At 71.8% G+C, this 22708-nt stretch carries 24 protein-coding genes; 12 read left to right on the top strand and 12 right to left on the bottom strand.

Going from position 1 to position 22708, the window contains the following annotated elements:
• Positions 1-32: 32 nt before the first annotated feature.
• On the bottom strand, positions 33-1370 hold the full coding sequence (locus ACIQMV_RS21575) for a PP2C family protein-serine/threonine phosphatase (protein ID WP_402594731.1): 1338 nt from the start codon (positions 1368-1370) through the stop codon (positions 33-35).
• 322 nt (positions 1371-1692) lie between these two features.
• Here ACIQMV_RS21575 and ACIQMV_RS21580 point away from each other — a divergent pair, with 322 nt between their 5' ends.
• Positions 1693-2982, top strand: a complete 1290-nt coding sequence (locus tag ACIQMV_RS21580; protein WP_402594733.1) for a hypothetical protein — start codon at positions 1693-1695, stop codon at positions 2980-2982.
• A 47-nt stretch (positions 2983-3029) separates the two neighbouring features.
• Here ACIQMV_RS21580 and ACIQMV_RS21585 read toward each other — a convergent pair whose 3' ends face one another.
• Positions 3030-3629 carry a TetR/AcrR family transcriptional regulator gene (locus tag ACIQMV_RS21585; RefSeq protein ID WP_401780832.1) on the bottom strand — a complete coding sequence of 200 codons (600 nt, stop codon included), beginning with the start codon at positions 3627-3629 and terminating at the stop codon, positions 3030-3032.
• A 128-nt stretch (positions 3630-3757) separates the two neighbouring features.
• Here ACIQMV_RS21585 and ACIQMV_RS21590 point away from each other — a divergent pair, with 128 nt between their 5' ends.
• Complete coding sequence (locus ACIQMV_RS21590; RefSeq protein ID WP_402594735.1) at positions 3758-5449, top strand: amidohydrolase; 1692 nt, start codon at positions 3758-3760, stop codon at positions 5447-5449.
• Positions 5442-6917 carry an APC family permease gene (locus ACIQMV_RS21595; protein WP_402594737.1) on the top strand — a complete coding sequence of 492 codons (1476 nt, stop codon included), beginning with the start codon at positions 5442-5444 and terminating at the stop codon, positions 6915-6917. The genes ACIQMV_RS21590 and ACIQMV_RS21595 overlap by 8 nt, the downstream gene beginning before the upstream one ends.
• 35 nt (positions 6918-6952) lie before the next feature.
• Here the strand turns inward: ACIQMV_RS21595 and ACIQMV_RS21600 are convergent, their stop codons facing one another.
• Positions 6953-8170 carry an MFS transporter gene (locus ACIQMV_RS21600; protein WP_402594738.1) on the bottom strand — a complete coding sequence of 406 codons (1218 nt, stop codon included), beginning with the start codon at positions 8168-8170 and terminating at the stop codon, positions 6953-6955.
• A 339-nt stretch (positions 8171-8509) separates the two neighbouring features.
• Between ACIQMV_RS21600 and ACIQMV_RS21605 the strand changes: the two genes are divergently transcribed.
• Positions 8510-10183 (top strand): SulP family inorganic anion transporter, encoded by a 1674-nt coding sequence (locus tag ACIQMV_RS21605; protein WP_402594857.1) that lies wholly within the window; start codon positions 8510-8512, stop codon positions 10181-10183.
• 63 nt (positions 10184-10246) lie between these two features.
• A complete protein-coding gene (locus tag ACIQMV_RS21610; RefSeq protein ID WP_141364999.1) occupies positions 10247-10600 on the top strand; it encodes a metalloregulator ArsR/SmtB family transcription factor in 354 nt (117 codons plus the stop codon).
• A gap of 57 nt (positions 10601-10657) precedes the next feature.
• On the opposite strand, the gene ACIQMV_RS21615 is transcribed toward ACIQMV_RS21610, so the two are convergent.
• Complete coding sequence (locus ACIQMV_RS21615) at positions 10658-11149, bottom strand: hypothetical protein (RefSeq protein WP_402594740.1); 492 nt, start codon at positions 11147-11149, stop codon at positions 10658-10660.
• 157 nt (positions 11150-11306) lie between these two features.
• On the bottom strand, positions 11307-12194 hold the full coding sequence (locus tag ACIQMV_RS21620) for an amidohydrolase family protein (protein WP_141364995.1): 888 nt from the start codon (positions 12192-12194) through the stop codon (positions 11307-11309).
• 119 nt (positions 12195-12313) lie between these two features.
• Here ACIQMV_RS21620 and ACIQMV_RS21625 point away from each other — a divergent pair, with 119 nt between their 5' ends.
• The gene (locus tag ACIQMV_RS21625) at positions 12314-12505 is read left to right on the top strand and encodes a hypothetical protein (RefSeq protein WP_402594742.1); all 192 of its coding nucleotides are present in this window, start codon (positions 12314-12316) and stop codon (positions 12503-12505) included.
• A gap of 64 nt (positions 12506-12569) precedes the next feature.
• Here the strand turns inward: ACIQMV_RS21625 and ACIQMV_RS21630 are convergent, their stop codons facing one another.
• Positions 12570-12767, bottom strand: coding sequence for an SAM-dependent methyltransferase (locus ACIQMV_RS21630; protein ID WP_402594744.1), 198 nt, complete (start codon positions 12765-12767; stop codon positions 12570-12572).
• A gap of 316 nt (positions 12768-13083) precedes the next feature.
• Here ACIQMV_RS21630 and ACIQMV_RS21635 point away from each other — a divergent pair, with 316 nt between their 5' ends.
• Positions 13084-13734 (top strand): hypothetical protein, encoded by a 651-nt coding sequence (locus ACIQMV_RS21635; protein ID WP_402594746.1) that lies wholly within the window; start codon positions 13084-13086, stop codon positions 13732-13734.
• 91 nt (positions 13735-13825) lie between these two features.
• Here ACIQMV_RS21635 and ACIQMV_RS21640 read toward each other — a convergent pair whose 3' ends face one another.
• The 4 genes from ACIQMV_RS21640 to ACIQMV_RS21655 all read right to left on the bottom strand — a co-directional run bounded on the left by ACIQMV_RS21640 (position 13826) and on the right by ACIQMV_RS21655 (position 15880).
• On the bottom strand, positions 13826-14275 hold the full coding sequence (locus ACIQMV_RS21640) for a DNA-binding protein (protein ID WP_141364987.1): 450 nt from the start codon (positions 14273-14275) through the stop codon (positions 13826-13828).
• Between the two features lie 262 nt (positions 14276-14537).
• Complete coding sequence (locus ACIQMV_RS21645; RefSeq protein WP_402594748.1) at positions 14538-14915, bottom strand: fic family toxin-antitoxin system, toxin component; 378 nt, start codon at positions 14913-14915, stop codon at positions 14538-14540.
• Positions 14915-15154: a hypothetical protein gene (locus ACIQMV_RS21650; protein WP_225078774.1), complete on the bottom strand. Its 240-nt coding sequence runs from the start codon at positions 15152-15154 to the stop codon at positions 14915-14917. Before ACIQMV_RS21650 ends, ACIQMV_RS21645 begins: the two co-directional genes overlap by 1 nt.
• Before the next feature lie 72 nt (positions 15155-15226).
• The gene (locus tag ACIQMV_RS21655) at positions 15227-15880 is read right to left on the bottom strand and encodes an FxLYD domain-containing protein (protein WP_402594750.1); all 654 of its coding nucleotides are present in this window, start codon (positions 15878-15880) and stop codon (positions 15227-15229) included.
• Positions 15881-16115: 235 nt separating this feature from the next.
• On the opposite strand from ACIQMV_RS21655, the gene ACIQMV_RS21660 reads away from it, so the two are divergent.
• Positions 16116-17207 carry a Gfo/Idh/MocA family protein gene (locus ACIQMV_RS21660; RefSeq protein WP_402594752.1) on the top strand — a complete coding sequence of 364 codons (1092 nt, stop codon included), beginning with the start codon at positions 16116-16118 and terminating at the stop codon, positions 17205-17207.
• 1 nt (position 17208) lies between these two features.
• The gene (locus tag ACIQMV_RS21665) at positions 17209-18279 is read left to right on the top strand and encodes a Gfo/Idh/MocA family protein (protein ID WP_402594754.1); all 1071 of its coding nucleotides are present in this window, start codon (positions 17209-17211) and stop codon (positions 18277-18279) included.
• A gap of 133 nt (positions 18280-18412) precedes the next feature.
• On the opposite strand, the gene ACIQMV_RS21670 is transcribed toward ACIQMV_RS21665, so the two are convergent.
• Together ACIQMV_RS21670 and ACIQMV_RS21675 are read right to left on the bottom strand one after the other, a co-directional pair.
• On the bottom strand, positions 18413-19579 hold the full coding sequence (locus tag ACIQMV_RS21670; RefSeq protein ID WP_402594755.1) for an FAD-dependent oxidoreductase: 1167 nt from the start codon (positions 19577-19579) through the stop codon (positions 18413-18415).
• Position 19580: 1 nt separating this feature from the next.
• Positions 19581-20051, bottom strand: coding sequence for a hypothetical protein (locus tag ACIQMV_RS21675; protein WP_402594757.1), 471 nt, complete (start codon positions 20049-20051; stop codon positions 19581-19583).
• Between the two features lie 72 nt (positions 20052-20123).
• Between ACIQMV_RS21675 and ACIQMV_RS21680 the strand changes: the two genes are divergently transcribed.
• The 3 genes from ACIQMV_RS21680 to ACIQMV_RS21690 all read left to right on the top strand — a co-directional run bounded on the left by ACIQMV_RS21680 (position 20124) and on the right by ACIQMV_RS21690 (position 22679).
• Complete coding sequence (locus ACIQMV_RS21680) at positions 20124-20717, top strand: PadR family transcriptional regulator (RefSeq protein WP_141364977.1); 594 nt, start codon at positions 20124-20126, stop codon at positions 20715-20717.
• Positions 20718-21071: 354 nt separating this feature from the next.
• Positions 21072-21716: a dihydrofolate reductase family protein gene (locus tag ACIQMV_RS21685; protein WP_402594759.1), complete on the top strand. Its 645-nt coding sequence runs from the start codon at positions 21072-21074 to the stop codon at positions 21714-21716.
• Between the two features lie 285 nt (positions 21717-22001).
• Positions 22002-22679 (top strand): hypothetical protein, encoded by a 678-nt coding sequence (locus ACIQMV_RS21690; RefSeq protein ID WP_402594761.1) that lies wholly within the window; start codon positions 22002-22004, stop codon positions 22677-22679.
• The last annotated feature ends 29 nt before the right edge of the window (positions 22680-22708 follow it).

Below are 22708 nucleotides of genomic sequence, written 5' to 3' on the forward strand. Positions count from 1 at the left end.
ACCCTTCGCGGGTGGGCGCCGGCGCGGCCGGGTCATGCGGGGGGCGGGGTGCGCAGGGCGAGGATGGCCATGTCGTCGTGGCCGTCGCTGGGGTGGTGGCCGGCGAGCGTACGCACGAAGTCCTGCAACGGCTGGTCCGCGTACGTGGTGGCGAGTGCGGCCAGGGCGTCCAGCCCCTCGTCGATGGAGTGTTCGGGGTGTTCGACGAGTCCGTCGGTGAAGAAGATCACCACGGCCCCGGCGGGCAGAGCCCGGGTGTGGTCGGGGCGGACCTGGTCGGTGCTGACACCGAGCGGGACGCCCGGGTCGGCGTGCAGGTACTCGGCCCGCCGGTCGGGGGTGATCAGCAGTGGGGGAAGGTGGCCTGCGGTGCTCCAGTGCAGCGTCCAGGCACCGTGCCCATCGGGTTCGATACGGGCCAGCAGAGCGGTGGTGACGGGGTTCTCGGTGGTGGCGTGCAGGGTGATGTCGAGCTGGCGGAGGATGCCGCTGGCCGGGGTGCGGCGGTCGTAGAGCAGGGCGCGGAGCATGCTGCGGGTCTGGGCCATGGCGCCGGCCGCGTGGAGGTCGTGGCCGACGACGTCTCCGATCACGACGCCGAGGGCGCCGTCGGGCAGGATGACCGCGTCGTACCAGTCTCCGCCCAGACGGTTGGGCTCGGCGGCGGGCTGGTAGATCGCGGCGGCGGTGAAGGGCCGCAGGTCCGGGAGGGTGGGCAGGAGCAGGCGCTGGAAGGTCTCGGCGCTGTCGCGGATCTGGCCGAACAGGCGGGCGTTCTCGATCGCGATGCCCGCGGCGCTGGCGAGGGCGACGAGGACTTCCTCGTCCGCACGGTCGAAGGGGCGGCCGTCGTGGCGTTCGGAGAGGTAGAGGTCGCCGTAGATCTCGCCGCGGACGCTGATGGCCACCCCGAGCAGGGTGCGCATGTGGGGGTGGCCGGGCGGGAACCCGACGGAGGCCGCGTGGGACGCGATGTCGGTGACGCGCAGCGGTTCGGGGTGGTGGATCAGGAGCCCGAGCACTCCGCGGCCGTGGGGGAACTCCACCTCGGCCAGCGCGGCGCGCTCCTCCTCGGACAGTCCGGCGGTGATGAACGCTTCCAGGTACTCGCCGGACTCGTGCAGCACCCCCAGGGCACCGTAGCGGGCGCCGACCAGGTCCATCGCGGTGGTGACGATGCGGTACAGCACGGACGAAAGATCCAGCTCCCGGCTGATCGCCAGCACCGCGTGCAGCAGGCCCTGAAGCCGGTCCTTGGCCGCGGCCAGTTCCTGGAGCCGCTCGCTGATCCGGTCCAGTTCCTCGTTCAGGCGCTGCCCGGCATCAGGGATCCCGGGCCGCTGCGGCTCGTCCCCGTGCCCGGCCGTCATGAGCGCCTGGTTGAGGTCGTGAACACCAGCTCGGCGGCCTTCCTGTCCAGGTCCAGGCGGCCGATGTCGTCCCGGTGCACCCGGCCTCCCGACACGACCGCGATCAAGGAAGACCACAGCCTGACACGATGCGACTACCCATACCGCCCATTACTCCGAAGGCGGCATGCCACACCCGCACGGCTCTGAAGGCTCCCCGCGGTGCGCACCTGTGCGCGGGTCGTGACCCCTGCCGCTTGAGTGAGGCCCGTGGTCGACTGTGCTTCCGCGGGCCGGTGCGCGGCCTGCCCGGTGCGCGAGTGAGTCCACGAGAGGGGCGGAGTTGAGTCTGCAGCGTGTACTGGCGCCCAGCGAGGCGGCGATGGCCGCGACCGGCAGTCCCACCGTCGTCGGCTGGACACTCCACGGGGACCTGGACACCGAGTTGTTGAACGAGGCCGTCCAGCGGCTGTCCCACCGGATGCCGGTCCTGTCGGCTCGCATCGTCGAAGGACCCGGCGGTCTCGTCCTGCGATGCGACGCCGCTGATGAGCCTGTCGGCCTGAGCTTCGCGTCCGACGGATGGGCCCCGCACGATGCTCACTTCCTCCGGCCGGGCGACCGGGTGCTGCGCGTCCTCCTTCACCGTGACGGCCCCCGCCGGCACACGCTGACCTTGATGGCCTGGCACGCCGTCAGCGACGGTGCCTGCATGCTGGCGCTGCACCGGCGGTTGTGGCGGATCCACCGGGAACTGGCCACGGGAGCCGGCGCGGCGTCGGCTCCCGACACCGCCGGGCTGCCCGCGCCCGTCGAGGAGCGCCTGCTCGCCCGGCACAGTCACGCCGACGTCACCGCTTACGCCGCACAGTGGTCGGCACGGCTGGACGCATCGCACCCGGCGGCCCTCGCTCCGCGGGCCGCCCGCGACGGTGGACCGGGACCGGCCGACGGAGCCCACCGCCACCGGTTCATCCTGTCCGCCCAGCAGACGGAGGCCCTGGCCCGAGATGCGCGGGTGCGCGGCGCGAGCGCAAACTCTCTGCTCTGCGCCCTCGCCATGACCGCTGTCCGCGGCCTCCTCTCCCCCGTGGACGGCCATCAACAACTGACCTGTCTCATCCCCGTCGACCTGCGGCCACGACTGCGTCCTCCGCTGCCGGCGGACGAGTTCGCCTTCGCCGCCTCCACCGCCTCCGCCACAGTCACCGTCGGCCCCGAGACCGACCTGGGCACCACCGCCGCAGAGATCGGCCGCCGACTGCAAACGGCCCTGGACGCCGGCCACGCGGAACTGGAGTACCTGGCCACCGCGCACATGCTGAGCCGGCTGGCCTCCGCGGCCGTCACCCTCGCCGTCAGCAACGTCGCGCGTTACAGCACTCCACCCGCGCTGCCGCCCGGCCTGACCGCCACGCGCCCGCACGTCCTCACCATCCCGCCCGGCCCCGTCCCCACCCTCTTCGTCAGCCGTCACGACAAGGCGCTCTGCCTGGACCTCGTCCAACCCCGCGCCTGGTACACCCGCGAACAGGCCGGCCACCTGGCGAACGCTCTAGAGCGCGCCCTGACCGCCATCACCGGAGCACCCGCCATGGAGGACCTCACCCGCCCCACACCGCCTTCCGGATGACGGCCAAGGCCCATCAACGAGGCGGCACGCAACAGTGAATGAGGCGTTCACGCAGCCGGTGCGCCGAACGCCCGCGCGGCGTCGAACATCGCCTCGACGGCCCGCTGCACGCTGATCTGACGGTTGCCGGCCACGATGTGCAGCCCGTAGGCGTCCTCCAGCGCCACCAGGTTCAGGGCCGCCGTCGGCGTGTCCAGGATGAGCTTGAAGGCCCCGGCGCCGACGCCATGCTCCAGCACGGTCCGGTACGTGGCCAGTTGCCGCTCGTACATCGACTCGACCAGCTTGGTGTGCAGCGGAGAACTCTCGGCCAGCACGTCGAACTCGTACAGCAGGCGCATCAGCGCGTCGTCCGGTCCCGTCGGGAGACCGGCGCGGATCGTCTCCCCCAGGAGTCGCGCCGGGTTCTCGATCGTGTCCCGCAGCGCGTCCCGCCGGTCGCAGAAGCGTTCCATGCCCGCGCGATAGGCCTCGCTCAACAGCGCGTCGAGGTCGTCGTAGTAGTACAGGACGGCCCCTCGGGTCAGCCCCGCCTTGCGTGCCACGTCCGCGAGTGAGAGGGAGCGGAGCCCGGTCTCGGCGGTCGTGTCGATGACCGCCTGGATGAGGTGGGCGCGGCGTTCGTCCTGATTTTTTCGGCGGGCCATCCCTTGACAGTAGCCGAGACGCTCATGAGACTCGAACCATTCTTTGACGCTGATGGCAAAAAAAGCGCGCGCCGTTTCGGCGCACCTTCGCCGCGCGTTCGTGGCGCGGCTCAGAACCAAGGACGACCATGCTGGACACCCTGATCACCGGCGCCCGTGTGCGCACGTTCGACGGCGCCCGCCCGTGGGCCGGCGCCGTCGGCATCACCGGCGGACGCATCGCGTTCGTGGGCGACGAGGCGGAGGCCCCGGCGGCCCGCGAGCACCGCCGCCTGGACGGAGGCCTCCTCACTCCGGGCATCATCGACAGCCACAACCACCTGCTGCTCGGCTTCGACCCCGACGCCGTCAGCCTAGAAGGCGCCGAGACCCTCGAGGAGGTCCGCCGCCGTATCGCCGAACTCGCCGACGCGCGACCGGACCTGACCTGGATCTGCGCCGAGAACGCCGTGTACTCGGTGGTCCACGGCCGCCGCCCCGCCGCCCGCGACCTGGCCGGCATCACCTCGCGCCCCGTCTTCGTCACCACCTACGACCAGCACTCGGTGTGGCTCAACGACGCCGCCGTCCGCGCGCTGCACCTGGACGACGGCGGCGACATCCCCTGGGGCCGCCCGGAGCGGGACGCCGACGGCCGCGCCACCGGGTGGGTCACCGACTTCTACACGAGCGCCATGACGACGGCGGGCCTGGCCGGACTCCAGCGCGACATCCCCATGTACTCGCCGCAGCGGCGCTACCGCAAGCTGCTGGGCAGCCTTGAGATGGCCACCGCCTGCGGCATCACCACCGTGGTGGAACCGCAGGTCCCGCTCGCCGAGATCGACCTGTTCCAGCGCGCCCGGGACGAGGGACGCCTCAGCTCCCGCGTCATCGCGGCGCTCTTCCACCCCATGGGGTCCGACGGCGCGTTCCGGCAGCGGTTGCGCGCGGCGGCCGACGCCGCCCCCAGCGGTGACCGTCTGGCCTTCGGCCCCGTCAAGCTCTACGCCGACGACGTGATCGAGCCCCACAACGCCTGGATGCTCGACGACTACGCCAACCGGCCCGGGCACCGCGGCCACCCCTCCGCACCGCTCGGCGAGCTCACCCAGGTCGTCACCGAACTGGACCGCCTCGGCTTCCAGACCCACACCCACGCGACGGGCGACGGCGGCATCCGCCTGGCCCTGGACGCGATCGAGCACGCCGCGCGCACCAACGGCACGCGCGACCGCCGCCACGGGATCGTGCACGTCGAGTGCCTGGCCCCCGAGGACCTGCCGCGCTTCGCCCAGTTGGGCGTCACCGCCGCCATGCAGCCGCGCCACTGCTCCCCGGACCTCGTGGCCGGCACCTGGATGGAGAACATCGGCGAAGCCCGCTGGGATCGCGCCTGGCGACTGCGCTCGCTCATGGCCTCCGGTGCCCATGTGGCCCTCTCCAGCGACTGGCAGGTGGGAGAGATGGACCCCCTGATCGGGTTCTACTCGGCCCTCACACGGGCCGGCCTCGACGGCAAGGACGCCTGGACCCCGGCGGAGCGTCTGGGGCTCGACGACACGTTGCGCGGCTACACGGCCGAGGGCGCCTGGGCCTGGCACCGGGAGGACGAGTACGGCGTCATCCGCGAGGGCGCCAGGGCGGACCTCGTCGCATGGTCCGAGGACCTCTACGCGCTCGAAGCGGACCCGGCGGCGCTGCTCCAGCAGCGGGCCGAGGTCACCTGGGTGGGCGGCGAGGTGGTCCACGAGGCCACCACGGCACGCGCCACCGCCGGCCACTACGGTGCGCTCACCTCCTGCTCCGCGCACGCCGAAGGCGGTCACGCCCATGTCTGACAGCAGCCTTCCCCCACACACCGTCCAGGGCACCGCGACACAGGCCACGGCGAACCGACCGCCCGCCGCACACGACGGCACCGGGCAGGACACCGCGACCGCCGCCGACCCCGACCGGGCCCAGGACGACCCGGGCGGTCCACAGTTGCGCCGCAGCCTGAAGCTGCGCCACATCGTCTTCCTCGGCCTGGCCTTCATGGCACCGCTGGCGGTGTTCGACACCTTCGGTCTGGTCTCCGAGGCGACCGACGGCCATGTGCCGCTGGCCTACCTGGCCGTCCTCGTCGCGGTGGGGCTCACAGCGCTCAGCTACGCACGGATGGCCCGCCGCATCACGTCCGCCGGATCCGTGTACACCTACGCCGGCAAGTCGCTCGGGGCGCCCGTGGGCTTCCTGGTGGGCTGGTCCGCCACGCTGGACTACGTGCTGCTGCCCATGCTCAACGCGCTGCTGGCCGCGATCTACATGGGCGCCGTGCTGCCCGGGGTCCCGGCGTGGGTCTGGGTGCTCTCCACCGTGGTGGTCTGCACGGCACTGAACCTGGTGGGCGTGAAGCTGGCCGCCAAGGTGAACGTGGCGCTCGTGGTCATCCAGGCCGGCGTGGCCATCGCGTTCCTCGTGTTCGCCGTGCGTGCCATCGCCACCCATGGCCAGTCCTTCGGGACCACCGGCTGGGACCCGGCCTCGGTGCCGCTGCCCGCTCTGCTCAGCGGTGCCTCGCTGCTGGCCCTGTCCTTCCTGGGCTTCGACGCCGTCTCCACCCTCTCCGAGGAGGCCGAGCAGCCGCGCCGGGACATCCCGCGGGCCATCCTGCTCATCGTGGCCGCGGCCGGGGTGTTCTTCCTGGCCATCACCTACGCCATGCAGACGCTCTTCCCGGACGTCTCGGCCGTGGGCAGCATCGTGGGCGCCTCGCCGGAGATCGCCAAGTACATCGGCGGTGCCGCGTTCCAGGCGGTGTTCGTGGGCGGCTACCTCACCGCGGTGCTCGGGTGCGGTCTGACCCAGCAGATGAGCGCGGCACGGCTGCTGTTCGCCATGGGCCGCGACGGCATGCTGCCGCGCGCGGTCTTCGGGCGGGTCGATCCGCGTACCGGCGTCCCCGCCCTCAACGTGCTCGTCGTGGGGCTCATCGCCGCCTCCGCCGTCTTCCTGGACCTCGGCAGCGCCGCCTCGCTGATCAACTTCGGCGCCTACGTCGCCTTCGCCGCGGTGAACCTCGCGGTGATCGGATTCTGGGTGCGCGACCGGCGCGCGGGACGGGCGGAGGCCCGCGGACCCGTTGCCGCCCTCCTGCAACTGCTGCTGCCGGGCCTCGGGTTCGTCGTGAACGCGGCCCTGTGGGTCAGCCTGGACACCCCGGCCAAGGTCGTGGGCGTCATCTGGGCACTGGTGGGCGTGGGCATCCTCACCCTCCGCACGGGCAGATTCCGCCGCCCGGTGCGGACGTTGAACCTGGAGGAGTGAGCCCGGGCAGTGCTCGGGTGCCCGCGGCGGCGTGATCAGAGCCGCAGGGCGGTACGCCCTCGTCCCGCACGCTCGGTGGGGCCGGTTCCGGTTCTCAGGGCGCGCATGGCGAGGGCCCCGGCCAAGGGGCCGGGACCCAGGAGGAGGAACGCGTAGCGCCAGCCGACGGCGTCCGCGAGGAGGGGGATCAGCTGGATGCTGACGACGGTGAGGGCGAACCCGATCGCGGTCTGGGCCGTGAGGGCCGTTCCGATGTAGCGGGAGTCGGCGACCTCGCTGAGGGCGGTGGAGAACACTCCGGAGTCGGCGATCACGGCGGCGCCCCAGAGGATGCAGAACGCGACCACGAGGGCCGGCGGGGAGTGAATGAGCAGTGGGGAGAGCAGACAGCACAGACCGCTGGTGACCAGGGCCGCGATGGCGGCGGGAGGGCGGCCGAAGCGGTCGGCGCCCCAGCCGCCGAGCAGACAGCCGACGACGCCGCCGACCCCCATGGTGAGGAACACGGTGACCTCGACCGATCCGGGGAGGTGACCGGCGCTGTCCGTGGCGGCGAGAAAGGCGGGGATCCAGGTCCACAGGGCGTAGAGCTCCCACATGTGCCCGAAGTAGCCGAGGTTGGCCGAACGGGGGCCGCGCTGGGTGAACATGGTCAGGGCGTAGCGGGGGTTGCGGGCGGGCGCGGCCGGGGCGGCATGGGGGCCGACGCGGATGAAGGCCAGCGCGATGCAGGAGGCCAGGAGCCCGGCGGCCGACGCGACCAGGAGAACGCCCCGCCAGGGCAGTGAGCCGACGCCGGCGATGAGGTGCGGAAGGGTCGACCCGAGCGTCAGGGCGGCGATGAGAACCCCCATGGACTTGCCGCGTGCGGCGCCGTGCGCCCAGGAAGCCATGAGTTTCATGCCGACCGGATAGACACCGGCCAGGCACACACCGGTCACGAAGCGGAGCGGAACGGCCGCGGCGAACCGATCGACCGACAGGGCCAGCAGCACAGTGCACACGGCGGCCGCGGCGGCGCCGCCGGCGAGAAGGCGCTGGGGCGGAAGACGGTCGGCGAGGGTGAGAGCGGCGGAGGTGAGCGCGCCGGTGACGAACCCGAGCTGGACCGACGCGGTCAGCCATACGGCGTCGGCGGAGTCGAGCCCCCACTCGCCGCGCAGTGTGGGAACCACCGCGGACATGGAGAACCAGACGGCGAGGCCGAGTACCTGTACGGCGGCGATCGCGCCGCGCTGTATGCCGGCGTTCATGCTCTCCCCCTCCCTCACCGGAACCGAGTTGGCGGGAGAAGCCTACGGGGCGGTCCCCTGTCGGCTCGGCTCGGCTCGGCTCCCGGAGCGTGGGGCTGATGTGTCCCATCGCCCCGCGACGACCCCTCATCGGAACAAACAGAACAAAACGGATTTCAGGATTGCTAAATTTCGCAATTGCTTAGATGCTGGATTCGCTGTGCCCCCAGGTAGCCGGGGGAACAGCTTCCGTGTGACTCGCCCCGGTGGGGCTGTGCGAGGGGAAGCTGAGGAGTCGTGTCGGTTCCGCTGTATCAACGGATCACCTCCTTGCTGCCCTCCCGCGCGGATCTGTCCCAGATGCGGCGTGATCCGCGCCGTGACCTGCTCGCCGGGCTGACGGTGGCGATCGTGGCGCTGCCGCTCGCCCTCGGCTTCGGGGTGTCTTCCGGGCTCGGTGCCGAGGCGGGTCTGGCGACCGCGGTGGTCGCCGGCGCGCTGGCCGCCGTGTTCGGCGGGTCGAATCTCCAGGTGTCGGGGCCGACCGGGGCGATGACCGTGGTCCTGGTGCCGATCGTCGGCCAGTACGGTCCGACCGCCGTTCTCACGGTGGGCCTGATGGCCGGCGTGATGCTCGTCGCCCTCGCCGCGCTCAGGGCCGGGCGCTACATGCAGTACGTGCCGGCGCCCGTCATCGAGGGCTTCACGCTCGGCATCGCCGGAGTGATCGGGTTGCAGCAGGTGCCGAACGCGCTGGGCGTGCCCAAACCCGAGGGCGACAAGGTCCTCGTCATCACCTGGCACGCGGTCGAGGAGTTCGTGAAGGCGCCGGACTGGACCGCCGTGGGGCTCGCGGTGTCCGTCGTCGTGCTCATGCTCGCCGGTGCGCGGTGGCGGCCCACCGTGCCGTTCTCCGTCGTCGCCGTGATCGCCGCCACGGTCGTGGCCCAGGTCGCCGGACTGGGCGCGAAGCCGATCGGCGACCTGCCCGCGGGACTGCCCGCGCCTTCCCTCTCCTTCCTCGATCCCGGCGCGCTCGGCTCACTGCTCGCCCCGGCCGTGGCGGTGGCCGCGCTGGCCGCGCTGGAGTCGCTGATGTCCGCGGCCGCCGCCGACGCGATGACGGTGGGGCAGCGCCACGACCCGGACCGGGAACTGCTCGGCCAGGGGCTGGCCAACATCGCCGCCCCGCTGTTCGGCGGCGTCCCGGCCACCGGAGCCATCGCACGCACCGCCGTCAACGTCCGCACGGGCGCCCGCTCCCGGCTGGCCGCCCTCACCCACGCCGCCGTCCTCGCGGTGATCGTCTTCGCGGCGGCTCCCCTGGTGTCGAAGATCCCGCTGGCGGCGCTGGCCGGCGTGCTGCTGGCGACCGCGATCCGCATGGTCGAGGTCGGCTCGCTGAAGGCGATGGCCCGGGCCACCCGGTCCGACGCGGTGATCCTCGTCCTGACCGCGGCCGCGACGCTGGCTCTGGACCTGGTGTACGCGGTGATCATCGGCCTGATCACGGCCGGGGCCCTCGCCCTGCGGGCCGTGGCGAAGCAGGCCCGCTTCGACCAGGTGTCCCTCGACCGGGGGGACCACACCGACGAGGAGCACCAACTGCTCGCCGAGCACATCGTCGCCTACCGCATCGACGGTCCGCTGTTCTTCGCCGCCGCGCACCGCTTCCTGTTGGAGCTGACCGAGGTGGCGGACGTGAAGGTCGTCGTCCTGCGGATGTCGCGGGTGTCCACGATGGACGCCACCGGCGCCCTCGTCCTGAAGGACGCGGTGGAGAAGCTGAACCGGCGCGGCATCCTCGTCCTGGCCTCCGGGATCCGTCCCGAGCAGCGGCAGGTGCTCGACTCCGTCGGCGCTTTGGAACTGCTTCAGCACGAGGGCCGTGACTACGCCCACACGCCCGAGGCGATCCACGCCGCACGCGATCACCTGCACCTGGCCGGAGTCCTGCCGGCCGAGCCGACGGCACCGGCTGGACAGTGGCGCGACAGGACACGCGAGGATAGGGCGCATGTTCTTGACGAGTAGGTGGATGCGATGCCGAGTGGGCCGGCCGTTCCGGTCGTACCGTGCCGGGGAGGGGACGGCAGGGTGAGTACGCCCCTGTACCAACTGAAGGCCGAGTTCTTCAAGACGCTCGGACACCCGGCCCGTATCCGCGTCCTGGAGTTGCTGAGCGAGCGCGAGCACGCGGTCGCGGAGATGCTGCCCGAGGTGGGGATCGAACCGGCGCACCTGTCCCAGCAGTTGGCCGTGCTGCGGCGGGCGAACCTGGTGCGGACCCGCAAGGAGGGGTCGAACGTGTACTACTCGCTGGCCAACCTGGAGGTGGCGGAGCTGATGCGGGTGGCCCGCTCGATCCTGTCGGGTGTGCTGGCGGGGCAGGCGGAGCTGCTCGCCGATCTGCGGGCGGACCAGCCGGAGAGGAAGCCGCCGCCGCAGTGACGGTCATCGGACGGCGCCGGTCCTGGGGAGGCGGCCTGTAGGGCGTCGCGGTCGGGGCTACGCCCCGCGGGTGGTCTCGTGCTCCGCCCCCTGCGGCCAGAGCACCTCGACGTCGACACCGTGGCTGCGGGCGTAGGCCACCAGGTGCGCCGTCGCGTCCCGCCCCGAGGAAGGGGAGCCGTCCCAGACGGCCAGCACCCGCGCGCACGAGCGCAGCAAGCCCTCATCGGCCGTCACACACGAGGAGCGGTCACCGGGGTCGTACTCCACCAGCCGCACCTGCTGGGACAGCAGCAGGAGTTCCCCGGCCGCCTTCCGGTCCGGCTCGGCGACATGCGCGGGTACCCCGTTGCAGGACGGCAGGACCGTCACCAGGGCCAGTTCCGCCTTCCGGGCGGCCCGCCCGAACGCCACCGGCAGTCCCTTCCCGGCGCGCACCAGCCCGGACGTTCCCGCCTGGGCGAAGGCGGCCAGACGGGAACGCAGTTCCTCCTCCAGCACGGCCAGCGTCGACGCGCTGAGATCGGCGTGCCCTACAACAGCGATCACTGGTGGCTTTCCCTTCTCCCCATGCTCTTGATCATCGTCAAGGCCGGCCGGGACGCGCAGGGGTCCGGTCGGCCCCGATATCAGGCTGTTCGGCCCTGGCGGACGGCGCCGCACGAGTGCAACGGGCATACGCTCGCGGGCTGTCGTCGCTTGCGCGTCACAGCCCGAACAGTCCTGCCGCGTTGTCGTGGCACACGGCCCGCAGCCACTCCGGTCCGAGCCCCAGCCGCTCCAGGGCGTCGAGCTGATGTACGTAGGGATAGGGGATGTTGGGGAAGTCGGAGCCGAGCAGGACGCGGTCGCCGAGCGCCGCGAGCCGGGGCAGGGCCCGGCGCGGGAACGGCATGAATCCCTCGGTGAAGTCGGTGAACGCCATCGTCGTGTCCAGCCGCACCTGCCCGTACCGCTCGGCGAGGCCGAGGAAGTCCTCGTACTCGGGCATCCCCATGTGCGCGACGATCAGGCGCAGTTCCGGGTGCCGCGCCAGCACCCGGGCGATCGGCTCGGGGCCGGTGTGCTTGCCGGGGGCGGGCCCCGAGCCGCAGTGGATCACCACCGGGATCCGCGCCTCGGCGAGCAACCCCCATGCCTGCTGGAGAAGTTCGTCGGCCGGGTCGTAGGCCCCCACCTGTACATGCGCCTTGAACACGCGGGCGCCCGCTTCGACGGCCTCGCGGACGTACGTCTCGACGTCCGGCTCGGGGTACAGGGTGGCGGTGTGCAGGCAGTCGGGGGTGCGACGGGCGAAGTCGGCCGCCCATCCGTTCAGCCACCGGGCCATGCCTGGTTTGTGCGGGTAGAGCATCGCGGTGAAGGCCCTGACGCCGAACTCCCGCAGAGCGGCCGTACGAGCCGCCTCGTCCTTCCGGTAGGCGATCGGCCACTCGAGCCCACCGGTCAGCGGTCCCTGCGCGTCGAAGTAGTCCCAGACCTTGTGCAGGACGCGCTCGGGCATGAAGTGCGTATGGACGTCGACCAGCCCGGTGAGACCGAGCCGGCCCCAGAAACGGCGGACCTCACCGGGTGCCGTGCGGTGATCGTTCATATCGTCCACGATCGGCCCTGGTGAGGGTGCGGGCCACCCTTTCCGCAAGGGGCGCGGTGCGGGATCCGTCACACTGACCCCGCCGGTGAGGCGGCCCCAGCGGCCCGGTGGCTCCCCGGGTGACCCGCGCCATCGCCGGGATGATGGTCCACGGTGTCGCGCACGGGCAGGTGCCGGAGGATCCCCTGTCCGCCGCCGACGTGCGGCAGTACGCGGACGTGCTCCGTGCCGTCGGGTTCACCGAGCCGCGGTTCGCCGACGTGCGGCCCTGGACGCGATATCTCCTGGCGGAGCGGCCGGCGGCGGCGTGAGCACGAACGGGGCGCCACCGCGGGGGAGCGGCGCCGCCCCGGAACGTTCGGGCCGGGGGCCGGGTCACGGCAGCGTGATCCGGCCCTCCGGCCTGTGAGGAAGTCCTCCGGCCGGCCGGTCGAGGTCCAGCGTCCGGGCCGCCTGGGTGAGGACCTTCCGCGGATCGCGCACATCGGCGTCGAGGTGGGCGCACTTTCCGTGTGGCGTGCTGGACAACAGCACGCCGGCGTGGGCGTGGCGCATGCCCGCGTCGCGTGCCATGAACCGCACCGCCCGCACCAGGAAGCCGCGTTGCGGCCGGGCGACGGCCGCGAATTCGGGGAATGCCCGCGCACACATGGTTGCCCGGCCACACAGCCACTCGGCGGCAATGCTTCTTGGCCTGGTAATGCCTCCACTTGAGCGTGAATCCGCTCGCGCGGCAAGGGCTGAACGTCATACTGGCCGAAGTGGGCGGTCAACAAGTGATATACCCGGCCTATCATCACTGGGCCAGACCCCCCAGCCGGAGTACCTGCCGCCTGACTCTCTGCACCTGGCACGCAGGCTTCGCCCGGCACGGAGCAAGGAGAGAAGGATGCCTGAAACCACGCTTCCCGCCACCGAGTTGACGTCCCAGTACATCAACCAGGTAACCAGCGACCTCGAGCGCAACGTCAAGGAGCAGGAACGCATCACGGCGGAAATCACGGCGTTGCAGTCACAGTTGGACGCCCTTCAGCACGACCACACCCTGCTGGTGAGCATGCAGCAGGCACTTGGCATCGCGGCAGCGGCCCCCGAGCCCGCGTCCGTCGGCAGCGCCTCCGTGCCCTCTCCCCGGAAGAAGGCCACTGCCGAACCTCGCAAGAAGGCGAAGACTGCGAAGACGGCGAAGACTGAGACCGCGAAACAGCCCACGGCCAAGAAGCAATCCGCCAAAAGCCCCGCGCCCAAGAACGACGCCGCCGCGAAGAAGGCACAACCCACTCTGGCCGAACTCGTCCGCCGCCACCTGACCGAACAGAGCGAGCCGCGCTCCGCGGCGGAAATCGCCACGGCACTCGGCCAGGCACACTCCGACCGCGACATCAAAACCAACGTCGTGCGCACCACTCTCGAAAACCTTGTGGCCAGGAGCCAGGCTCAACGCAGCAAGCAGGGCACGTCCGTCTTCTACACCGCTCCCAACCCGCCGGAGCCCACGGCAGCCCCCAAGGCCGAGACCCAGTCCGAATCCGCCGCATAAGGCCACGCTCGTCGTGCGCTGAACCGCTGCTGCCCGACGCGGAGTCGGCAGACCCGAGGAAACAGGCCGGGCAGCCCCGAGGCCGGCTCCTCTACTCCGGGTTCTCCGCGTCGGCTGCGGCACGCCCGGCCAGTCGCTCGTACCGCTGCCTGGCCGCCTGCGGGGTGCCGAGCCCGAGCCCGAAGGCGATCTCCTGCCAGGTCATGCCACGGCCTCGTGCCATCTGGAGCAGTCCGGTCTCCAGTTCGTCCATTTCCCCGCGAACCAGCGGGACGAGACTCAACGCGGCCGTGATGTCGGCCCGATCCACCTCCGGTTCGCCGTCATCCGGCTGCGCCGCCCCGCTGAGCAGGAACGACACGAGTCGGACGGCCTCGTGCGGCGCGACGACCGAGGGGTGGACCTGTCGCCGGCGTTGCTCGTCGGTAGCCGCGTGCCGCTCGGCGATCCGGAGCAGGGACGCGTAGACGCGCCGCGCCCGCGCCTGCTCCGGATGCGGAGGCGTGAAGGGGTCGGTGTGCTGATCAGAAGTCGACGCCATGAGACGAGGGTGGGGCAGCACACACAGGGAAGTCAACAGGCCGTTTTAAACAACTAGTTCAATTCAGCGCCCGCCCGCAGGGAAAAGTGCGCCTGGAACCCTTGACACCTTCACCCGGCCGGCGGATCGTTTCTGGCCGCTCAGCGCCACGGCGTTGCGCCGAGCGCGCCGGAAGGCGGCAGAGCCGCCCGGTGCGGGGCGGCAGGTCTGATGCGGCCGGTACGGGAGGGCGCTCGCCGTGCGGCTGCCCGGGGAGCGCGGATCAGGTGGCCTGCGGCCAGGCGCGCAGCAGGCCGGCGATCCTCTGGGCGGTGCAGCCGGGATCGCGTAGCAGGTCGCGCAGGGCGATGGCGTCCTCGCGGGTGGGCTTGACCGGGATGCCGGAGGCCTCCAGGTACATCACACCCGTCGCCGCGGCCACGGCCATGTTGGAGCGCTCGAGCCAGCGACAGCGGCCGAGGATGTGCACGAGGGCGGCGGCGCGGGCGTAGGGGCCGTCGTAGACGGGTGTTCCCAGCAGTTCGGCACGGTGGCAGGCGACCGCGGCCACGGGCACCCCGTAGTCGTCGGGGGCGGGGTCCCCCGCTCCCGCGAGTTCGGCGACCTGCAGGATCCAGGGGACGTCGATGTGCAGTTCCATTACGCGGCGTGCGCTCCCCGGGGGCGGAGATCGGCCTCTTCCGTCTCGTCGAAGAGACTCTGGTGCTCGTCGAGGAAGCGCCGCGCGGCTTCCAGGCCCCGCTGCCGCAGCCCGCTGGTGTCCTCCCGCACCAGGCCGGCGATGTAGTCACCGAGGCTCAGGCCGCGGTCCCTCGCACGCGCTTCGGCCAGTTCCTTGATGTCGTCATCGACGCGCACGCCCAGCTGTGTCTTCGCCATCCACCGATGGTAACAGCTGTTACCACCCGGGCGGCCCAACGCGGAACGGGTTTCCGCACACCACCGAACCGCTCAGTAGCGCTCGGCCTTGGCCAGCCGGGGCGTCAGCTTGGGCTCGGGAGGTTTCCGGCTGAACACGATGGGCTGCTCACGCTTGCCGGGTTCCAGGTTCTCCGCGCCTGCGTAGCGGGTCTCGACCACGTGCCCCTGCGCGTCCACGAAGTCGACCTGCACGGCGTAGGACGCCTTGCGGTCGGTCTTGTTGGTGATGGTGACCAGGGAGGCCAGCACACCGCCGGTCTGCGCCCTGGGCACTCCGGTCAGGCTCACCTCCGACCGCGCGTTGCCGCCTCCCTTGACACCCTTGAGCGCCTTCTCGGCGGCCGCGGCCCGCCGGGCGGTCTCGGCCGACACCGACGCCTCGAACTCCGAGGCACGCGCGGACGCGGACGAGGCCGCCGCCGACGCCGAGGCACGGGCGGAGGCGATGGCCGACGACGCGGAGGACGCCAGCGCCGACGGCAGCGGCTGGGACGAGAACGACGCCGTGTTGGGAGGAGTCGGCCCCGGGCTGACCGTGGAACCACCGCCGCTGTTGCCGCATCCGGTCAGCACGCCGACTGCGAGAGCGAACGTCACGGCGACCGAGGCCCGGGCGAAGTACCGCCTGTCCGGGCGGACATGGTGATGGGACGGCGGCACGTCTTCCGTCGACTGAGGGCGCATGACCTCATCGTCCGCACTGCGTGTCCGGTACGCGACGCGGGCCGGTCCTGATGGGTGACCTTTCCTGAAAAACCCTTCCGCCTCATGGTGTGGATCGGGCCGACCACCTCATGGTGTGGATCGGGCCCGCCACCTGAGGGCCGGCAGACGGCACCCCTCCCGGAATTCACGATTTGGACATACGATGTCTGACGTCTGAACTCCAAGGCGAGAAGTCGAGTGTGAGGAGCCGTGCGTGCGCTCTGTCCCCGTGCCCGGAGAGGCCGCCGTGCCCGGAGAGCCCGAAGGGCCCGAAGAGCCCGGGCAGAAGGAATCGGAGGACCCCGGACAGCGGCCGCGCGACCATCGCGTGGCCGTCCTCGGTGCCGGTGCCATCGCCCGTGACCACGTCGCCGCGCTCGCGGGCGTCCCGGGGATGCGGCTGGCCCACGTGGTCGACCGGCACCCCGAGCGGGCCGCCGCGCTGGCGGCTCTCGCCGAGGGAGCCACCTGGTCCACCGACCCGGCGAGCGCGTGGTCCGACGGCATCGACGTCACCGCCGTGTGCACCTCCCCCGAATCGCATGCCGAGTTCTCCGTGGCGGCGCTCCAGGCCGGACGCGCCGTCCTCCTGGAGAAGCCCGCCGCGCTGAAGGTGGCCGACGTCGACCGGGTCCTCGCGGCCGCGGAGGCCGCCGGCCGGCCCCTGCTCGTCGCCCAGACGGCCCGCTTCCAGCCCGTCCACCTGGAAATCGCCCGGGCGGTCACCGAGGGCGCGATCGGCACACCCCGCCTGGCCCACCTCACCTGGTACACCGGGCACGTCTGGCCCGGAGGCTGGCGCGGCTGGCAGCTGAACCCGGCCCGCTCCGGAGGCCATGTCGCCCACAACGGCGTGCACGCCCTCGACCTGCTGACCTGGCTCATGGACGACGAGCCGGTCCGCGTCTTCGCCCGCCCCTGCCGCACATGGGCGCCCGGGATGCCGACCCCCGACAGCTTCCAGATCCTCGTACGCTTCGCCGGCGGCGCCCTCGCCACCGTCGAACTGTGCTACGCCCTGGCGGCACGCGGCACGTTCGTCCGCCGGCTCGTGCTGTCGGGCACGGCCGGCACCCTGCACCACAGCAGTGAGGACGAGCCGAGAGCGCACTCCGCGCCGCCGGTCGCCCCCGCCTCGATCGACGGCGCCATGACGGAGCAGACCAGGCACCTGCGCGACGTGCTCGACGGGGTGGCCGCCCCGCTGACCGCGCCCCACCAGGTACGTGCCGCTCTGGCCGCCGCCCTGGCGGCACAGCTCAGCGCGGACGAAGGCCGCCCCGTCGACGTCAAGGAGGTCTGCTGACATGAGGATCCTCATCGCATCCGGAGTCCGGCACGCCCGTGACTACGTGCCGCTGCTGCGGTCCCTGCCCGGCATGGAGGTGATCGGCTGCGCCGACACCGCCGACAGCCCCTTCGCGGAGGACAGTGCCGCCCTCGCCCGCACGACGGGCATTCCGCTGCTCGACCTGGACCAGGGCCTCGCCTCCTGCGACATCGCCCTCGTGTGCAGCGAACCCACGCGGCACGTCGAACTCGCGCTGAGAGCGCTCGAAGCGGACCGCCACGTCATCGTCGACAAGCCCGCCGCGACCGACACCCGTGGCGCGCAGCGCCTGTGGGACGCCGCCGACCGCTCCCGCGGACTGCTCACCGCCGTCCACCGCCTCTACTCTCCGCAGCTCGTACGGGCCCGGCGCATCGTGGACTCCGGCGCGATCGGCCTGCCCCTGACCGTCGACGCGGAGTGGCTCGCGGCCGGCGGACTCGACGGCACCACGGTCGAGCGCCCCGAACTCGTCTGCGACCCCGCCCTGTCCGGCGGCGGCGAACTGATGAACTTCGGGTGGTATCCGGCCCTGGCGGTCCGGCACCTGACCGGCCTGGACGTGGACGAGGTCGTCGCCTTCAGCAGTGCCGCGCCCCACGCGCCGCTGTTCGACGGCCCGCACGGCGCCCACGGTGTCGAGGACGCGGCGGTGCTCTCGCTCCGCCTGCGCAACGGAGTGGTGGCGACCGCCACCGTGGCCCGCACACCGGCCGGCATCGGCCCGGCCCCCGTCTCGTCCACCCTGCGCGTACTCGGCTCGCACGGCCACGTACTCGCCGACGAGGACGCTCCCTCCGTGTCCGTACGCGGTGCGGACGGCGCCGGCGTCTCCCGCCGGGTCGGCGGACCCGCCGGGGTGATGGCACTGCGCCGGCTGTTCACCGAGTTCCGCGACGACATCCGCCACGGACGCACTCCCCTGGTCACGGCGGCCGACATCCACGCGGCCGTCGCGGTGGTCGAGGCCGCGCTCAGCTCGGCGCGCCGGAACGGCGCCCCCGTCGCTCCGGCCGTCCGCACAGTGGGCACAACCACCGGGGCATGACTCTCCCGCCGCAGCGGCCGCGCGCACGGGGACAGTTCGACGCCGTGCCTGCCGCGGGGGGCGCGGCAGCACGCGACCCCGGCGACTTCGTGACTGCCGGAGTCGTGCGGCTCTGCTCGATGCGGTCCGTTCCTCAGGTGGCGACGGCGGTGTCCCAGTGGATCCGGTGGTCGTACTGCCATGCCATCTTCTCGGGGGTGGCGAGGCGCGCGAAGAGCGGCAGGAGAGCGTCGCGGAACACCCGGCCGACAGCCCCGGCGGCCTTCCCGCTGTTGGTGCGGGCGGCCTGGGCGATGACCCGCTCGACCCGGGCGCGGCGGGCGCGCTCGTAGGCGGCGAAGGCTTGAGAGTGCGGCAGGTCCCGGAGCGCGCGGGCGAGTTCGACGGCACTTTCCGCAGCGAGTGAGGCGCCCTGGCCGGAGCTTGGAGAGGTGGCGTGGGCGGAGTCGCCCACCAGCACGATCCGGCCGCGGTGCCAGTGCGGGACGTGCGGCAGGTCCTCCATGGGGCCTGCGGTGACCAGGGCGTCGGGCGGGGTGCGCCGCAGCAGGTCCAGGGCGGGGACGGTGTCACCGGCGAACGCCTCGCCCAGCCGACGCAGCCACTCCTCGTTCGGGGTCTGCCGCACCTGCTGCCACGTCGCGTAGGGGTGGGGGAGGTTGGCGAACCAGACGCCGGTGCCGTCGTCGAAGGTCTGGTACCCGAAGAAGGCGCGGCGCCCGAAGGCCATGTACATCCGGTCGCCGGTGGGCGGCAGTCCGGCGCCGTCGACACGGGCGCCGAAGCCGAGCAATCCGGAGTAGCGCGGCTGGGGAGCCCGGGGGTCGATCAGCCGGCGGACGGTGGAGCGCAGGCCGTCCGCACCGATCAGGACGTCGGCCTCCTCGCTGGTGGTGCCGTCGGCGAAGACGGCCCTGATGCCGGTGCCGCTGTCGCGGAGGTCGACGAGTTCGTGGCCGTGGTGGACCGGGACACCCTGATGCAGGGCCAGGTCGTAGAGCCGCCTCTGGAGGTCGGCACGCCAGGTGAACTCCATGGGCTGGCGGAGTTCGGTGATGGCCCGGCCCTTGTGGTTCTGGAGCACGATGGCGTTCATCGGGACGCCGACCCGGTCGAGTCCGACCAGGCCGAGAGCGGCCCGGCCGTTGGGGGCGACGCTCAGGGCGCCACCGATGCCGTCGGCGGTCGGGGGGTGGGATTCGTGCACGGTGGCCTCGATCCCGGCCCGGCGCAGCGCGAGAGCCGCTACCGGGCCGGCGATGCCGCCGCCCACGACGATGGCGGTGCGGGTGCGGGTCATGTCAGCGGGTCCTCTCCCGGGTGGGGTCGTCGACGGTGGGCAGGCCGCCTTCGCGGTGGGCGCGGCGCAGGTCGTCCAGGTAGGCGCGGGAGCACATGGCGGTGAGCTGGGCGGTCCCGCCGCGCCGGATCCGGATCTCACCGTCGCTCACCGTTCCGGCCAGCCGCAGCCGCGCCGTACCGGCGCCGGGCTGCGCGTCCTTCACCCGGCCGCGGCGGGCGAAGGTGAGGTCCCGCCTGTCCACGGCGACCTCGTCGGGCAGCAGCAAGGTGATCGCGCCACGGACGAGTTCCACATCCATGGTCAGCGGCTCGTCCCAGGCGATGTTCGGGGAGCGCAGGTCCAGCACGACATTGGCGTGGCGGGCGCGCACGTCGAACTCGGTGGCCTCGGTCCAGTGGCCCAGGTGCTTCACGGTGGCGTGGTCCGCGTGCATGCGCTCGGCGGACGCGAGCCGGGTCGGCGTCGTCATGGATTGATAGTTGCAGTGAAACTAGTAACACGTCAACTAGTTCTCCTGAGATCATTCCGCTAGGCTCGGGACATGCGCAGCTCCCCACTCGGCCTCACCGTTCTCTCGCTGCTGCACATGCAGCCGCTGCACCCGTACGGCATCCAGCGACTGATCAAGCAGTGGGGAAAGGACCAGGTCGTCAACGTCAGTCAGCGGGCAAGCCTGTACCGGACCATCGACCGGCTGCTCGACGCCGAGCTGATCGCGGTGCGCGAGACCAGCCGGGACCAGCAGTACCCCGAACGCACCGTCTACGAGGTGACGGACGCCGGCCGCGCGGCGACGCGTGAGTGGCTGCGGGAGATGCTGGCCGCCCCGCGGGCGGAGTACCCGGAGTTCCCTGCCGCGCTCTCGTTCACCATGATGCTGCTGCCGCAGGAGCTGCAGGCCGACCTGACCACCCGGGCCGCGCAGGTGCGGGCCCAGCTCACCGAACTGGACACCGCCGCCGAGGCGGCACGGCGGATGACACTGCCGCGGATCACCATGCTGGAGGACGAGTACCGCCGCGCCGTACTGACCGCGGAGCTCGACTGGCTCGACACGGTCACGTCCGACCTCCGCTCCGGCGCACTCACCTGGGACTACGAGACGCTGGCCGCCCTGGCCCGGGACACCTTCTGACCCGGGCTCCCACACCCGCGGTCCGCGAGTCCGCCAAGCCCGTGTGAGCGGCGGCACACAGCCGAGGGTCTTCCGGTCCGGACGGTGGAGGCGTACGTTCCGCTTACCTCGCGTAGGCGCCTCCGAGGCGCCGGCCCGCCGGTCCTGGGCGGCGGGCCACGCGGGGGCCAACCGAACCTGCCTCGGTGAGCCGAAGGTGACTCGGCCGATCCGAGTGGCGCCTCCCCCCGAAAGGCCGGCCGTGGGGGTGCCGCGATCGACGCGGCCGGCATCTTCCTCCCCCATGAGACGCGGCGATGAGTTTTCCCCACCCGGAGAGTCTCACCACCGTTGTCGACACCACCGGAGGAACACATGGCTCAGCTACTGAGGGTGCAGAACTTCAACGTCTCCCGTGACGGAATCGGTGCCGGGGAGGACCAGAGCTTGGAGAGTCCGTTCGGCCACGTCCACCCCGAGAAGCTGTTCGCCTGGGCCGGTGCCACGGCGAGCTGGCCCATGCGCACCGATCCCGGGGGGAGCCGGGGCCTCGACGACTACTTCACGCGGGACTACGCGCGCAACATCGGCGCCGAGATCATGGGCCGCAACAAGTTCGGGCCCCAGCGGGGGCCCTGGTCCGACCATGACTGGCGCGGCTGGTGGGGTGAGGAGCCCCCGTTCCGCACCCCGGTGTTCGTCATGACGCACCACAAGCGTCCTTCGTTCACGCTCTCCGACACCACCTTCCACTTCGTCGACGGCGACCCGGCCACGGTCCTCGGTCGGGCGAAGGAGGCGGCGCAGGGCAAGGACGTACGACTCGGCGGCGGGGTGACCACCGTCCGGCAGTTCCTCGACGCCGGCCTCGTCGACACCATGCACGTCGCCGTCTCCCCGGTGAAGCTCGGCTCCGGGCTGCGGCTCTGGGAGTCACCCGACGAGTTGCTCGACCGGTTCCACCTCGAGGTCGTGCCCAGCCCGAGCGGCGTGACGCACCACCTGTTCTGGCGGAAGTGACACGAGGGCCCACCGGGCAGCGGCTCACCGGCCCCGAGTTGCCGCACCACGCGGGCGGCAACAACGGGCCGGCGCCGCCTTCGGGTTGCCGGAGGCGCTGGTGTTCGGATTCACCGGCGGGTCGCGGCCGCGTGTGCCAGGGTGGTCGGCATGCCGGAGGAGCCGATACCGGGCCCGCGAAGCGGCCATGACCATCGACGGGATGTCATCGCGGCTGTCATCACGTGCTCGGCGATCGGAGCCGCGATCGTTCACGCGGTCAGACCCGGTCTGAAGATCGACGCGGTGACGGCCGTACTCCTCGCGGTGGCGGTAGTGCCCTGGCTGGGCGCACTGTTCGACAGTATCGAGCTGCCCGGCGGGACGAAGTTCCAGTACAAGCGGCTGGTGGACCGCATCGAGGCTGCCGAGGAACGCAGCGCGCGGGCCGGTCACGCGGCTGATGACGCATCACGCACCGCCCGTCTCGCTTTCGTGGCCGGCGGCGGTGCGGACGACGAGGGGGCCACCGGCTCCACCGTGGGCGGAACCGTCGCACAACTCGCCGCCGAATACACCCAGGTGCGAGAACGCATGGCGAGCAGCCCCGAGCGCACCAACCTGATGGAGCAGATCTTCGCGGACCTGGTGACCGCCACCCGCCGTGAACAGGACTTCGACGTCGAGGACTCGCTCACGTCCCACGATCCCGGGACCCGGCTCGCTGCCTACGCGCGCCTTTACGCGCGCCCCGACGCCGACCATCTCGATCCCTTGGTGGAGGCCGTACTCGGCGACGAGGACCGCGCCTTCAGCCAGTACTGGGGCTTCAAGACGATCACCGCAGTCGTCGACACGGCGGGCGCGGGCAGGATGCGGATCGGCGACGTCGACAGACTGGAGACCTGTCTCTCCCGCCTTCCCCGCGACAGCGACCGCATCGGTGTCCTCGCGCGCCTGCTCGACAAGATCGAAGCCCGCTGACCGGGCCACACGCTCAAGCGCGGGGATCA

Source organism: Streptomyces sp. NPDC091412 (assembly GCF_044756885.1).
Lineage (GTDB): Bacteria > Actinomycetota > Actinomycetes > Streptomycetales > Streptomycetaceae > Streptomyces.